This window comes from [Bacillus] caldolyticus, from assembly GCF_003595605.1.
Taxonomy (GTDB): domain Bacteria; phylum Bacillota; class Bacilli; order Bacillales; family Anoxybacillaceae; genus Geobacillus; species Geobacillus thermoleovorans.
In genome coordinates, this window is sequence record NZ_CP025074.1 from 3155459 (window position 1) to 3169518 (window position 14060).

General features: G+C 55.6%; 18 protein-coding genes. All 18 read left to right on the forward strand.

Translation table 11 applies throughout. The features are described from left to right. The first annotated feature begins 59 nt into the window (after window positions 1-59). The 18 genes from CWI35_RS16400 (at window position 60) to dxs (ending at window position 14058) form a co-directional block, all read left to right on the forward strand. Complete coding sequence (locus CWI35_RS16400) at window positions 60-341, forward strand: YqhV family protein (RefSeq protein ID WP_011231891.1); 282 nt, start codon at window positions 60-62, stop codon at window positions 339-341. 61 nt (window positions 342-402) lie between these two features. Beyond that, window positions 403-1323 (forward strand): stage III sporulation protein AA, encoded by a 921-nt coding sequence (gene spoIIIAA, locus CWI35_RS16405; RefSeq protein WP_011231890.1) that lies wholly within the window; start codon window positions 403-405, stop codon window positions 1321-1323. After that, window positions 1320-1832, forward strand: a complete 513-nt coding sequence (gene spoIIIAB / locus CWI35_RS16410) for a stage III sporulation protein SpoIIIAB (protein WP_011231889.1) — start codon at window positions 1320-1322, stop codon at window positions 1830-1832. Before spoIIIAA ends, spoIIIAB begins: the two co-directional genes overlap by 4 nt. A 15-nt stretch (window positions 1833-1847) precedes the next feature. After that, a complete protein-coding gene (gene spoIIIAC, locus CWI35_RS16415) occupies window positions 1848-2054 on the forward strand; it encodes a stage III sporulation protein AC (protein WP_119877929.1) in 207 nt (68 codons plus the stop codon). 21 nt (window positions 2055-2075) lie between these two features. Then, window positions 2076-2462, forward strand: coding sequence for a stage III sporulation protein AD (spoIIIAD, locus tag CWI35_RS16420; protein WP_011231887.1), 387 nt, complete (start codon window positions 2076-2078; stop codon window positions 2460-2462). Window positions 2463-2475: 13 nt separating this feature from the next. Then, window positions 2476-3639, forward strand: coding sequence for a stage III sporulation protein AE (gene spoIIIAE, locus CWI35_RS16425; RefSeq protein WP_011231886.1), 1164 nt, complete (start codon window positions 2476-2478; stop codon window positions 3637-3639). Between the two features lie 10 nt (window positions 3640-3649). Further along, window positions 3650-4261 carry a stage III sporulation protein AF gene (spoIIIAF, locus tag CWI35_RS16430; protein ID WP_119877930.1) on the forward strand — a complete coding sequence of 204 codons (612 nt, stop codon included), beginning with the start codon at window positions 3650-3652 and terminating at the stop codon, window positions 4259-4261. A gap of 7 nt (window positions 4262-4268) precedes the next feature. Then, entirely contained in the window at window positions 4269-4901 is a 633-nt protein-coding gene (spoIIIAG, locus tag CWI35_RS16435) for a stage III sporulation protein AG (protein WP_011231884.1), read from the forward strand. A 23-nt stretch (window positions 4902-4924) separates the two neighbouring features. Then, the gene (locus CWI35_RS16440) at window positions 4925-5476 is read left to right on the forward strand and encodes a SpoIIIAH-like family protein (protein WP_011231883.1); all 552 of its coding nucleotides are present in this window, start codon (window positions 4925-4927) and stop codon (window positions 5474-5476) included. 144 nt (window positions 5477-5620) lie between these two features. After that, window positions 5621-6154, forward strand: coding sequence for an acetyl-CoA carboxylase biotin carboxyl carrier protein (accB, locus tag CWI35_RS16445; protein WP_011231882.1), 534 nt, complete (start codon window positions 5621-5623; stop codon window positions 6152-6154). Between the two features lie 15 nt (window positions 6155-6169). Beyond that, complete coding sequence (gene accC, locus CWI35_RS16450; protein WP_023633908.1) at window positions 6170-7525, forward strand: acetyl-CoA carboxylase biotin carboxylase subunit; 1356 nt, start codon at window positions 6170-6172, stop codon at window positions 7523-7525. Between the two features lie 10 nt (window positions 7526-7535). Next, window positions 7536-7937 (forward strand): Asp23/Gls24 family envelope stress response protein, encoded by a 402-nt coding sequence (locus CWI35_RS16455; protein ID WP_063193018.1) that lies wholly within the window; start codon window positions 7536-7538, stop codon window positions 7935-7937. A gap of 192 nt (window positions 7938-8129) precedes the next feature. Beyond that, complete coding sequence (nusB, locus tag CWI35_RS16460; protein ID WP_011231879.1) at window positions 8130-8522, forward strand: transcription antitermination factor NusB; 393 nt, start codon at window positions 8130-8132, stop codon at window positions 8520-8522. 59 nt (window positions 8523-8581) lie between these two features. Then, window positions 8582-9436: a bifunctional methylenetetrahydrofolate dehydrogenase/methenyltetrahydrofolate cyclohydrolase FolD gene (folD, locus tag CWI35_RS16465; protein WP_011231878.1), complete on the forward strand. Its 855-nt coding sequence runs from the start codon at window positions 8582-8584 to the stop codon at window positions 9434-9436. Between the two features lie 11 nt (window positions 9437-9447). Then, entirely contained in the window at window positions 9448-10794 is a 1347-nt protein-coding gene (gene xseA, locus CWI35_RS16470) for an exodeoxyribonuclease VII large subunit (protein WP_011231877.1), read from the forward strand. After that, window positions 10791-11021 carry an exodeoxyribonuclease VII small subunit gene (locus CWI35_RS16475; protein WP_012820585.1) on the forward strand — a complete coding sequence of 77 codons (231 nt, stop codon included), beginning with the start codon at window positions 10791-10793 and terminating at the stop codon, window positions 11019-11021. Before xseA ends, CWI35_RS16475 begins: the two co-directional genes overlap by 4 nt. Window positions 11022-11024: 3 nt before the next feature. Continuing rightward, on the forward strand, window positions 11025-11918 hold the full coding sequence (locus CWI35_RS16480; RefSeq protein WP_011231875.1) for a polyprenyl synthetase family protein: 894 nt from the start codon (window positions 11025-11027) through the stop codon (window positions 11916-11918). Between the two features lie 247 nt (window positions 11919-12165). Next, the gene (gene dxs, locus CWI35_RS16485) at window positions 12166-14058 is read left to right on the forward strand and encodes a 1-deoxy-D-xylulose-5-phosphate synthase (RefSeq protein WP_033004878.1); all 1893 of its coding nucleotides are present in this window, start codon (window positions 12166-12168) and stop codon (window positions 14056-14058) included. Window positions 14059-14060: the final 2 nt, after the last annotated feature.

The following is a 14060-nucleotide window of genomic DNA, read 5'->3' on the forward strand; positions in this document are numbered from 1 at the left end:
GGCTTGTTTTCGCATACGTTTGTACTAATCGATCCCATTTGGCAAAACAGGAGGGGAACATGAAACATTGGCTGCGATCAATCGACCCGTCCGTTATGGCCATGGCTGGCATGCGGATGGTGTCCGCGTTCATTGAACTGAGCGCGGCGCTGTTGATGCTTGTGTTCAATGACGTGAAAAAAGCGCTTGCCGTTAATGCCGCGCTTGCTGTCGTCGGTCCAACCGTCATGATGGTGACCATGGCGATTGGACTGCTTTCGCTTGCGGACGAGCTCTCGTTTTCACGGCTTGGGCTTGTGGCGCTCGGGATCGCGCTCATTTTGTTCGCAATTTACAAGTAAGGCATAAACGGCGCATTCCGCCCATACATATGAACTAGTCCACAAGAAAAGGGGGAGGGCCATGGAAGCGGTGTGGGGAATTTTGCCGAAAACGGTCGCCGCCGCGTTGCAGCACCATCTTCCTTCATGCCGCCGCGGAATTGAAGAAATCCGCATCCGCGTCTCCCGGCCGCTTGAGGTGATCGTCGACGGAACGGCCCGATTGCTGCCGTATGAAGTGACGAAAGAAGACGGCGTGCATTTGCTCAACAAATTGAGTCATTATTCGATCTATGCCGTCGAAGAAGAGCTGAAGCGCGGATTTATGACGATTGAGGGGGGGCATCGCGTTGGGCTGGCCGGCAAAGTCATTACGGAAGGGGGCAAGGTGAAAGCGATCCGCGATGTTTCCTCGTTTAACATTCGCATCGCCAAGGAACAGATCGGCATCGCCGAGCCGCTGATTCCGTATGTGTACGACGGCCGCTGGCGTCATACGATGATCATCGGCTCGCCGCAGACGGGAAAAACGACGCTCCTGCGCGATGCGGCGCGCTTGATTAGCAGCGGGACGAGGCGCATTCCGGCGCAAAAGGTGGCGATCGTTGACGAACGATCGGAAATCGCTGGCTGTGTGAAAGGGATTCCTCAGTTTTCGTTCGGCCCGCGCCTTGACGTGTTGGACGCCTGCCCGAAAGCGGAAGGGATGATGATGATGATCCGCTCGATGAGCCCTGATGTCATGATTGTCGACGAAATCGGGCGCGAGGAGGACAGCGAGGCAGTGCTTGAAGCGGCCAATGCTGGCGTCTCTGTATGGACGACTGTGCACGGCCGCAACATCCAAGACGTCTGGCAGCGTCCGACGCTCGGACCGGTGATGGAACAAAAGGTGTTTGAACGGTTTATTGAGCTGACGAACATTCCCCATCCCGGCTCAATCCGACGCATTCTCGACGCTGGCGGAACGGTGCTGTATGAAAGGGCGGTGGTCCATCGATGAAATGGTTTGGCGCTCTGTTGATTCTCGCCGCCTCAACATGGCTTGGGTTTGCCGCCGCCCGCGTGTTGCACGAGCGGCCGCGCCAGCTCCGCCAGCTGAAAGCGGCGCTGAGGGCGCTTGAGGCGGAAGTGATGTATGGCCATACGCCGCTTGCCGACGCCGCTATGCATCTCGCCCGGCAAACGGCCGCCCCGTTGTCCGAATTGTTCGAGCGGTTTGCCGCCGCGTTATGCACGGAAGAAACGAGCGCCGCCGAGGCATGGGAAAAAAGCTTGCGAGCCGTATGGGGAAAAACCGCTCTAAAGCAAGGAGAATTTGAAGTGATGAAACAATTTGGCGCCACGCTTGGCCAATACGACCGGCTCACCCAGCAAAGGCAAATCGCGCTGGCGCTCGCCCATCTTGAGCGGGAGGAAGCGGAAGCGCTAGACAACCAGGCGCGCTACGCCAAGATGGCGAAAAGTTTAGGCGTGTTGGCCGGCCTGCTGCTCGTCATTTTACTCATGTAGACAGGAGGCAGAATCATGAGCATCGATGTCGATCTCATTTTGAAAATCGCCGGCGTCGGCATCGTCATCGCGTTTTTGCATACGGTGCTCGATCAGATGGGGAGGAAAGAATACGCCCAATGGGTGACGCTGCTCGGCTTTATTTATATTTTGTTTATGGTCGCTTCCATCGTCAGCGATTTGTTCCAAAAAATCAAGGATGTCTTTTTGTTCCGCGGGTAGGAGGGATCGGCCATTGACATTTTGCAAATCGTCGGCCTCGGGTTGATCGCGACGTTTTTGGTCGTGTTGCTGCAAGAGCAAAAGTCGAATCTCGCCTTTTTGTTGACCGTGTTTGTCGGCTGCACCATTTTTCTGTTGTTGGTCGATCAAATCAGCAGCATTTTGGCGATGTTGCGAAAAATGGCCGAAGGCGCCCATATTCAGATGGTGTATTTAGAGACGATGCTGAAAATCATCGGCATTGCCTACATTGCCGAGTTCGCTGCCCAAATTTCCAAAGACGCCGGCCAAGGGGCGATCGCCGCCAAAATTGAGCTCGGCGGAAAAATCATCATTTTGGCGCTGGCGGTCCCGATTTTGACGGCGATCATTGAAGCGGTCATCGGCCTCATCCCGTCGGCGCGCTAAAGGGGGGAACGGATTGAAGCGAACAGCGTTCCTTATTGTCGGGCTGCTTTCTCTCTTTTTTTGTCCGTTGGTCGTACAAGCCGCAAGCGATGGACCGTCGGTCAGCGAGCAGCTCGCTCAGCTCGATGTGAGCGATATCCGCCGCTATTGGGAAACGATCGTCAGCGAGTATGGAGGGTTTTTGCCGGAAAGCGAGAAAGGGCCGCTCACCGATTTTTTAAGCGGCGACAAGCAATGGTCGCCGGCCGAATGGCTGAAGGCGCTCGCCCGCTATTTGTTTTATGAACTGCAGGTGAACGGCAAACTGCTCGGCACGCTCATTTTGCTTGCTGTCTTCAGCACGGTGCTGCAATCGCTGCAAAATGCGTTCGCTCAGCAGGAAGTAAGCAAAATCGCCCAGGCGGTCGTCTATATGGTGCTCTTGTTGATCGCCTTAAACAGCTTTCGCCTCGCGGCGGATTATGCGCTTGAGGCGGTGCGGACGATGAGCCATTTCATCATCGCCCTCGTTCCGCTGCTGCTCGCCCTGCTCGCCACTTCCGGCGGGGTCGCGTCGGCGGCGTTTTTCCACCCGATCATTTTGTTTGTGATGAACACCACCGGCACGGTCGTTGAATACGTCACCTTGCCGCTTTTGCTTCTGGCTGCGCTGCTTTCTGTCGTCAGCACGCTCAGCGACCGTTACAAGGCGACTCAGCTCGCCGATTTGCTCAACAAAGCCTCCCTCGGTTTGCTCGGCCTCATTTTGACCGTGTTCCTTGGCGTCATGTCCGTGCGAGGAGCGACAGCGGCCGTGGCTGACGGCGTGGCGCTCCGGGCGGCGAAATTTGTCACCGGCAATTTCATCCCGGTCGTCGGCAAGCTGTTCACTGATGCCGCCGATACGGTCGTCGCCGCTTCCATGCTGTTGAAAAATACGGTCGGGTTGGTCGGGGCGGCGATTTTGCTCATGATCGCCATCTTTCCAGCGGTGAAAATTTTCGCCATCGTCATCGTCTACAAACTATCGGCTGCTCTTCTGCAGCCGCTTGGCGGCGGACCGGTATTGTCCTGCCTCAACATCATCGGCAAAAGCATCGCTTACGTGCTGGCGGCGCTGCTCATTGTGTCGCTCATGTTTTTCTTAAGCCTCACCGTCATGGTGATGGCCGGGAACATTACGATGATGGTCCGCTAGGGGGAGCGCTATGCAGCTAGTCATTGAGTGGGTGACAAACATCATTTTGTTTTTGTTGTTTGCTGTCATCATCGATTTTTTGCTGCCGTCGGGGACGATGCAAAAATACGTGAAAATGGCTGTCGGGCTTATGCTCGTTCTCGTGATGCTCGCTCCGGTGCTCAGGCTCGCTTCCGTTGATCCCGAGCAGCTCATCGCGTCGGCGCTCGTCCATTTTTCCAACGGCCGTGCGGGGGAGGAGGCAATAAAAAATCAAATCGAACAGCAGAAAAAAGAAATACAAGCCTCGCAACGCGCATATATTTTAAAACAAATGGCTGTCCAGCTCGAAAACGATGTCAATGAGGAGTTGATGGAAAAGTATGGGCTGAAAGTGGATGTCAACGTTTACGCCAAGCCAGGCGACGACTGGCGCATGCCGGATGACATCAAGACGATTGAGGTCGTCCTTTCGAAACAGAAGTCAGCCGGTTCGGTGGAACCGGTTGTCATCGATACGACGAAGCCGCCGGCTTTGCCGGAGGGCGATGCTTCGCTGGCAGAGGAGGTGCGCGCTTTTCTCGCCGGCCGATGGGAAATCGATGAAGATAAAATTGACGTGCAATTTAGGGGGAGGGAATAGAGGGGGGATGTTGCCGCTCATCAAACGGCTCTTTTCTTCAGCGCCGAAAGACGGGGAAGGAGCACAGAAAAAATGGCCGTTTTCGTACGTCGTCGTCCTGCTGTTGGCTGGTGTCGCCTTGATGGCGGCAAGCCATTGGGCAAACAGTGGAGAGGAAGCCGAAGCGAAGCCTTCCGCCGGGCAGCCGTCCGCTCCAGCCGAGCCGGCATTCCTGGCAAGCAAGGAGACGAAAGAGAAAGTGATCGCCGCCTATGAGGAGCGGTACGAAAAAGAACTGAAAGCCGCTCTTGAGGCGATCGAAGGGGTGGATGATGTCACGGTCGTCGTCAATCTCGATTCCACGGAGTTGAAACTGTATGAGAAAAAGCGTTCGACTCAGCAGCAGACAACGGAAGAGAGCGACAAGGAAGGCGGGAAGCGGACGATCGAAAACGAGTCGACCAATGAAGAAGTCATCATTATTCATAACGGCGAAGAAGAAACGCCGCTTGTCGTCGCCACGAAAAAGCCGGACATCCGCGGCGTTCTCGTTGTCGCCAAAGGGGCGGATAATTTGCAAATCAAAAAATGGATCGTCGAGGCGGTGACGCGCGTGTTAAACGTTCCGAGCTACCGCGTCGCTGTCTTGCCGAAAAAATGACCGGGTAAGGGGAGGAGATCGGCATGTTGAAAAAACAAACCGTATGGCTGTTGACGATGTTGAGCTTGGTCGTTGTGCTGTCGGTCTATTACGTGACAGCTCCAAAAAATATGAACGACAGTCCGGCATTTACCGCCAATAAGAAAACGGAAAAAACAACCGATCAGCCGAGCGTCGCTGTCGAAGAGGCGAAAAAGCCGTCCGCGTCTGGCGAAACGGGCGACGACTTGTTTACAGCGCTGCGCATGAAAATTGAGGATGAACGGAGCCGGCTGCGCGATGAGCTGAACGCCATTGTCGCTTCAGCGAACGCGACGGCGGAAGAAAAAAGTGAAGCGCTCGACAAAATTGAAAAATTGCAAGCATTGTCCGAAAAAGAAGCAACGTTGGAGACGCTCATCAAATCGAAAGGCGGTTATGAAGACGTGCTCGTGCGCGCCGATGACAACCAAGTGCGCGTGACGATCAAAGCGAAACAAAGCTCAGCTAAATCGGCGAATGAAGTCATTCATATGGTGAAAAAAGAAATACCCGATGCTGAATACGTGACGGTTGAGTTTCAGCCGGCTGGATGAACGCGCTGCTCTTTAGGGCAGCTTCTTTTTTTGCGGAAAAGTCTTTTGTTTGTCCTACTGTTGTGTGTATAATCGTTATGGACACGTTTAGGCACCGCCGGAAAGGAACGGGCTGCACGATACTTGGAGAAAGGTGTGAGATCGATGAAAATTCAAGAAATCCGTGAATTGATCCGCTTGGTCGACCAGTCCTCAATTGACGAATTCGTATACGAACAAGGCGAAACAAAAGTACATATGAAAAAAGGAACGGCTGCTGTCGCCGTTGCGTCGGCTGCGGCCGCACAGACGGCGGTCGCGCCGCCGGCGCCTGCCGCTCCGGCAGCGGTCGAACCGGCTTCGGCAGCTGCTCCCGTTCAAGCAGCGGCCTCAGAAGCGCCGGCACCGAAAGCGGAAACGCCGGTGGTCAAAGAAGAAAAGCCGGCTGTGGAAGGCAACTTGCATCAAATTACTTCGCCGATGGTCGGCACGTTCTACGCAGCGCCGGCGCCGGACAAGCCGCCGTATGTGAAGCCGGGCGACAAGGTGAAAAAAGATACGGTCGTTTGCATCATCGAGGCGATGAAGCTGTTTAATGAAATTGAAGCGGAAGTCGATGGCGAAATTGTCGAGGTGTTGGTGCAAAACGGCCAGCTCGTCGAATATGGCCAGCCGTTGTTTTTAGTCAAGCCTGAATAAGGGAGAGAACGGACGATGATCAAAAAAGTGTTGGTGGCGAACCGCGGGGAAATCGCCGTCCGCATCATCCGCGCCTGCCGCGAGCTTGGGATTGAGACGGTCGCTGTCTTTTCGCAAGCCGACCGCGACGCCTTGCACGTGCAGCTGGCTGATGAGGCGTACTGCATCGGGCCGACCGCTTCGAAAGACAGCTATTTAAATTTCACAAACATTATGAGCGTCGCCACGCTGACTGGCTGTGACGCCATCCACCCCGGTTACGGGTTTTTGGCGGAAAATGAAGCGTTCGCCGAGCTGTGCCGTGAATGCAACGTGACATTTATCGGCCCAAGTCCGGAAGCGATTGCAAAAATGGGCATTAAAGACATCGCTCGCGAGACGATGCGCGAAGCGGGGGTGCCGATCGTGCCTGGGTCGCGCGGGGTTATCGAAAGCCTTGATGAGGCGCGGGCGATTGCCGAAGAGATCGGCTATCCGGTCATCATTAAAGCGACGGCCGGCGGCGGCGGGAAAGGAATCCGCGTCGCCCGCGACGAAGGCGAGCTCGTCAAAGGCATCAACATCACCCAGCAGGAAGCGGCGACGGCGTTTGGCAACCCAGGCGTCTATATTGAAAAATATATCGAAGATTTCCGCCATGTCGAAATTCAAGTGCTCGCTGATTCGTACGGCAATACGATTCATCTCGGTGAGCGCGACTGCTCGATCCAGCGCCGGTTGCAAAAACTGGTCGAGGAAGCGCCGTCGCCGGCGCTTGACGACGAGATGCGCCGGAAGATGGGCGAGGCGGCGGTCAAGGCGGCGAAAGCGGTCAACTACACCGGCGCCGGTACGGTTGAATTTATTTATGACCACCGGAACAAACAATTTTACTTCATGGAGATGAATACGCGCATTCAAGTCGAGCATCCGGTCACTGAACTGATCACCGGTGTCGATTTGGTCAAGGAGCAAATCCGCATCGCCGCCGGTGAAAAGCTGTCGATCACCCAAGAGGACGTCACGTTTAACGGCTGGGCGATCGAGTGCCGGATCAACGCCGAAAATCCAGCGAAAAACTTTATGCCGTCGCCGGGGAAAATCGCCATGTACCTGCCGCCGGGCGGCCCGGGCGTGCGCGTCGATTCCGCCGTCTATCCAGGCTATACGATCCCGCCGTATTATGATTCGATGATCGCCAAATTGATCGTTCATGCGCCGACGCGTGCGGAAGCGATCGCCCGCATGAGACGGGCGCTTTCGGAGTTTATCATCGAAGGCATTCATACAACGATTCCGTTCCACATAAAATTAATGGAGCATGAGAATTTTCAAAGCGGTGAGTTTAATACGAAGTTTTTGGAGTTATATGATATTATGAAGGCGGAATAGGAGGTGCCTTATGTCTGAGCATGTCTTTGAAACAGAGCAAGTGTACCCGGCGCTCGGCAAGGTGGAAATTGCACCGGAAGTGATTGAGGTGATCGCTGGCATCGCGGCGTCAGAAGTCGACGGCATCGCGCAAATGCGCGGCAATTTTGCCGCCGGCGTCGCCGAGCGGTTTGGAAAGAAACACCATGGCAAAGGCGTCAAGGTTGATTTGCGCGACGACGGCGTCGTCATCGATCTTTATTGCCTCGTCCAGTTTGGCGCATCGATTCCGAACGTGGCGAAAAAGGTGCAGGAAAATGTGCGCCAGGCGCTTTGGAACATGACCGGCCTCGAGGCGAGCGAAGTGAACGTTCATATCGTCGGCATCCAGTTTGAGGGCGGCAAGCAGGAACAAGGCGTGATCGAACAGTGATCTCGCAAGGCAGTTGCTTTTTCGGCGGCTGCCTTTTTGTTTTTTTGGCCAAAGTTTGTTATTGTAATGAACGAGGCCGTTGTGGCGCAACCAACGGCAGCGCGAATGATTTGTGGGAAAAGGCTGGCTTTTTCCGAAAAATATGATATGATTTCATTGTGAATGTTCGTTTTTTTGGAAAGGGGGACCGCCATGAAGCGGCATGAAGCACGGGAAAAGGCGTTGCAGGCGCTGTTTCAAATCGATGTCGGACGCATTCCACCAGACGAGGCGCTCCACAATGTCACGGGCGGCGGCGACATCGACCCGTTTTTGCGCCAGCTCGTCTTTGGCGTCGTCGAGCACCAGGAGGAGATTGACGAGCTGTTGCGCGCCAATTTGGAAAAATGGACGCTTGAACGCGTCGCCAACGTTGACCGCGCCATTTTGCGCATGGCGACGTACGAGATGAAATACGCCGATGATGTGCCGGTAAGCGTCAGCCTCGATGAGGCGGTCGAGCTGGCGAAAAAATTCGGCGATTGGAAATCCGGAAGTTTTGTCAACGGCGTGCTTTCGAAAGTGAAGGCGGCGCTGCAAAAATAAAACCGGCTGCATCGCGGGCAGATATCGAACGATGAACGAGGAGAGGGGAACGAAACACGATGACAGCACAAATCATTAGCGGAACGGAGATGGCGAGGACGATTCGCACCGCATTGGCGGATGAAGCCGCACAGTTGAAAGCGGACGGCGTTGAGCCGGGGCTGGCCGTCATTCTAGTCGGCGACGATCCGGCATCGCATTCGTATGTAAAAGGAAAACAAAAAGCGTGCGCCGAGGTCGGCATTCGCTCGTTCCTTTACACGTTTCCGGCGGCGATCGACGAAGAGACGCTGCTTGCGAAAATCCGCGAGTTAAACGTCGATCCGGCGGTGCACGGCATTTTAGTGCAGCTGCCGCTGCCGGATCACATTTGCGAATGGTCGGTCATTGAAACGATCGCACCGGAAAAAGATGTCGATGGGTTTCACCCGATCAATGTCGGAAAAATGATGATCGGCCAACGGGCGTTTCTCCCTTGCACTCCGCATGGCATTTTAGTGATGGTGCAATCGGCCGGCATTGACATCGCCGGCAAGCACGTCGTCGTCGTCGGCCGAAGCAACATCGTCGGCAAACCGGTTGGCCAGCTGTTTTTGCGCGAACATGCCACCGTCACCTACACTCACTCGAAAACGCCGGATTTGGCCGCCATCACTCGGCAGGCGGACATTTTGATCGTCGCTGTCGGCAAGGCGCGCCTCATCGGCCCGGAACACATCAAGCCCGGGGCGGTCGTCATCGACGTCGGCGTCAACCGGCTTGAGAACGGCAAATTGTGCGGCGATGTCGATTTTGACGCTGTGAAAGAAGTGGCTGGCTATATTACGCCGGTGCCGGGTGGAGTCGGGCCGATGACGATTACAATGCTCTTGCACAACACGATTGAAGCGGCACGGCAGCTGGCCGCAAAGTGAGGGCAGGATCAGTGGAAGTGAAATATGTGACGGTCGGGGCGTTGACGAAGTACATCAAACGCAAGTTCGATGTCGACCCGCATTTGCGCGATCTATGGGTGAAGGGCGAGATTTCGAATTTTAAGCAGCATTCGCGCGGCCATATGTATTTTACGTTGAAAGACAGCCAAGGACGCATTGCCGCCGTCATGTTCGCCGGCTACAACCAGCATTTGCCGTTCCGCCCTGAAGATGGGATGAACGTGCTCGCGCGCGGGGAAATTTCCGTCTATGAACCGAACGGCAACTATCAGCTTTATGTCAAAGAAATGCAGCCGGAAGGTGTCGGAAGCCTCTATCTAGCCTACGAACAGCTGAAGCAGCGGCTCGAGGCGGAAGGGTTGTTTTCGCCGGTCCATAAAAAGCCGCTTCCAGCCTTCCCTCGCTGCATCGGCGTCGTTACATCGCCGACTGGAGCGGCGGTGCGCGATATTATGACGACGATTCGCCGCCGCTATCCGCTCGCTAAAGTCATTTTGTTTCCAGCGCTCGTTCAAGGGGACGGGGCGGCGCCCTCCATCGTGCGCGCCATCGAGCGGGCGAATTCGTTCGGCGGGGTTGATGTGCTGATTGTCGGCCGCGGCGGCGGCTCGATCGAAGAATTGTGGGCGTTCAATGAAGAAATCGTCGCTCGCGCCATCTTCGCCTCAAAAATACCGATTATTTCCGCTGTCGGCCATGAAACAGATTTTACGATCGCCGACTTTGTCGCCGATTTGCGGGCGCCGACGCCGACGGCAGCAGCTGAGATGGCGGCGCCGCATGTTGGGGAGCTCGCTGAGCGGCTCGCCGAGCGGAAATGGCGGCTCATCCGCGCCATGAAAGAGCAGCTTGCCGCTGATAAAGAGCAGCTTCGCCGGCTGCAAGGATCCTACGCATTCCGCTATCCCAAGCGGCTCTATGAACAAAAAGAACAGCAGCTTGATGCGTTGCTTGAGCGGCTTAGCCGCCAACGCGAACGGCTCGTCGACAAACATCGTCAGCGGTTGCATGAGCTTGACATGAGACTATGGCGGCACCATCCAGCTGCAGAGCTTGAGCGGATGAAAGAACGGCAAAAGGCGGCCGCCAATGCGCTGGAAAAAGCGATGCGCACCGCGGTGGAGCGCCATCGGTTCCGCTTTCGCTCCAACCTCGCCCGGCTTGAGGCGCTCAGTCCGCTTCGCATCATGGAGCGCGGCTACAGCTTGGTGTACAATGAGCAGGGCGAGCTCGTGAAACGAACGAACCAGCTTCGAATCGGCGAGCATCTTTCCATTCAAGTTCAAGACGGACGAGTCGATTGTCAAGTGACGGGAGTGGAGGAAAAACACGTATGAGCGAAGAAAAAGAGATGACGTTTGAAGAAGCGATGAAAAAACTGGAGGAAATCGTCGAAAAGCTCGAGGAAGGGAACGTGCCGCTTGAGGAGGCGATCGCCTTTTTTCAAGAAGGCATGAAACTGTCCAAGCTTTGCCATGATAAATTGCAGCATGTGGAGAAACAGTTGGAGTACATGCTGCGTGAAGACGGCGAGCTTGTCCCTTTTTCGCCGGAGGAGGAGTGACGGGTGGCGCAGCTTTCGGTTGAACAGTTTCTCAACGAACAAAAACGGGCCGTCGAGGCGGCGCTTTCCTCCTATATGGCGCGGCTTCGTGGGCCGGAGACGCTGAAAAAGGCGATGGCCTACTCGCTTGAGGCCGGCGGCAAACGAATCCGCCCGCTTTTGTTGCTGGCGACCATCCAAGCGCTTGGCAAAGACCCGGCGATCGGTCTGCCAGTCGCTTGCGCCATTGAAATGATCCATACGTACTCGCTCATTCATGATGATTTGCCAAGCATGGACAACGATGATTTGCGGCGCGGCAAACCGACGAACCATAAAGTGTTCGGCGAGGCGATGGCCATTTTGGCCGGGGACGCCTTGCTTACGTATGCGTTTCAATTGATCGCCGAGGTTGATGACGACCGCGTTCCGCCTTCCGTCCGGCTGCAGCTCATCGAGCAGCTCGCGAAGGCGGCCGGCCCGGAAGGCATGGTCGCTGGACAGGCGGCTGATATGGAGGCGGAAGGAAAAACGCTGGCGCTTGCGGAACTGGAATACATCCACCGCCATAAGACGGGGAAAATGCTGCAATACAGCGTGCACGCCGGCGCCCTGCTTGGCGGCGCCGATGGTCGGCAGACGCGCGAACTCAACGAGTTCGCCGCACATTTAGGCCTCGCCTTTCAAATTCGCGACGATATTTTGGACATTGAAGGAATGGAAGAAAAAATCGGCAAGCGAGTCGGCAGCGACCGCGACAACAAGAAGGCGACATATCCGGCGCTTCTTTCGCTAGGCGGTGCCAAAGAGAAACTGGCGTTTCACATCGACGCCGCGAAGCGCCATTTGCAACAAGCCAAAATCGATGACGCGGTGCTGGTCTACATTTGCGAGCTTGTCGCGGTCCGCGACCACTGATGCGGGGCGGCGGCCTCTTGTTCCCGTTGTTCGCTTTCCTTCGGGGCGGAGGCGGCCTTGTTTTTTTGGTTGTTTTCCGCCGGGCGGCCGCCGCAAGTTCTATAGATACACCACAAAACGCGTCCTAGTGATGACGGGCTGCGTTGGCGGGAAAAGTCGATTTTTCGCGCCGGATCATGTATAATAATACTACCTGTACGAGGAGAAACGGCTCGGAGAACGACAGAATGAAAGCGAGTGATCTTTGTTGGACTTGACAAAAATTGACCATCCGCGCGTTGTCAAAAACATGTCCATTCCTGAGCTGAAACGGTTAAGCGCCGAGATTCGGCGGTTTTTAATTGAGAAGTTGTCGAAAACGGGCGGACATATCGGCCCGAACTTAGGGGTCGTCGAGCTGACGATCGCCCTCCACCGCGAATTCGACAGCCCAAAAGACAAGCTCATTTGGGATGTCGGACACCAGTCATACGTGCATAAAATTTTGACCGGACGCGCCGCCGCGTTCGACACGCTCCGCCAATACAAGGGGCTGTCCGGGTTCCCGAAACGGAGCGAAAGCGAGCATGACGTGTGGGAAACGGGCCATAGCTCGACGTCGCTGTCGGCGGCGATGGGAATGGCGATCGCCCGTGATTTGAAAGGGACGGATGAATACATCGTGCCGATCATCGGCGACGGGGCGCTCACCGGCGGCATGGCGCTTGAGGCGCTCAACCATATCGGGCATGAGAAAACGGATATGATTGTCATCTTAAACGACAATGAAATGTCGATCGCTCCGAACGTCGGCGCGTTGCACAACATCCTCGGTCGGTTGCGCACCGCCGGCAAATACCAGTGGGTGAAAGATGAACTGGAGCTGCTGCTCAAGCGCATCCCAGCGGTCGGCGGCAAGCTGGCGGCGACCGCCGAGCGGCTGAAAGACAGCTTGAAATATTTGCTTGTCTCCGGCGTGTTTTTCGAAGAGCTCGGGTTTACGTATTTAGGCCCGGTCGACGGCCACGATTTTGAGGATTTGCTTGAGAACTTGCGCTATGCGAAGAAGATGAAAGGCCCCGTGCTTGTGCATGTCATCACGAAGAAAGGGAAAGGATACAGTCCGGCGGAAAACGACAAAGTCGGCACATGGCACGGCACAGGGCCGTACAAAATCGAAACCGGCGCTTTTGTCAAAACGAAAGAGGCCGGTCCGTCATGGAGCGCGCTTGTCAGCGAAACCGTGCGCCGGCTCGCCCGCACCGACCCGCGCATCGTCGCGATTACGCCGGCGATGCCGGTCGGCTCGAAGCTGGAAGGGTTCGCAAGCGAGTTCCCAGATCGGATGTTTGATGTTGGCATCGCCGAGCAGCACGCGACAACGCTCGCGGCTGGATTGGCGACGCAAGGGATGAAACCGTTTTTGGCCATTTATTCGACATTTTTGCAGCGCGCCTATGACCAAGTCGTCCATGATGTATGCCGGCAAAACTTAAATGTCTTTTTCGCCATTGACCGTGCTGGGTTGGTCGGGGCGGACGGCGAAACGCACCAAGGGGTGTTTGACATCGCCTTTTTGCGCCATGTGCCGAATTTGGTGTTGATGATGCCAAAAGACGAAAACGAAGGACAGCACATGGTGTACACCGCCATCCGCTACGACGACGGGCCAATCGCCATGCGTTTCCCGCGCGGCAACGGGCTTGGCGTACCGCTTGATGAGGAGCTGAAAGAAATCCCAATCGGCACGTGGGAAGTGTTGCGCGACGGCTGCGATGCGGCGATTTTGACGTTTGGCACGACGATTTCGATGGCGCTTAAGGCGGCCGACGAGCTGGCGAAAGACGGCATATCGGTGAAAGTCGTCAACGCTCGCTTTTTGAAGCCGATGGACGTGGCGATGCTTCACGAACTGCTTGAGAGCCGCCTGCCGATCTTAACGGTCGAAGAGGCGGTGCTGCAAGGCGGCTTTGGCAGTGCTGTGTTGGAGTTTGCTCATGATCATGGTTATCACGGAGCGGTCATCGAACGGATGGGCATCCCGGACCGCTTTATCGAACATGGAAGCGTCAGCGAGCTGCTCAATGAAATCGGGCTGACGTCGACCCATATCATCGACCGCATCAAAACGATGGTGCCAAGAAAACAGAAAAGGGCTTGAGA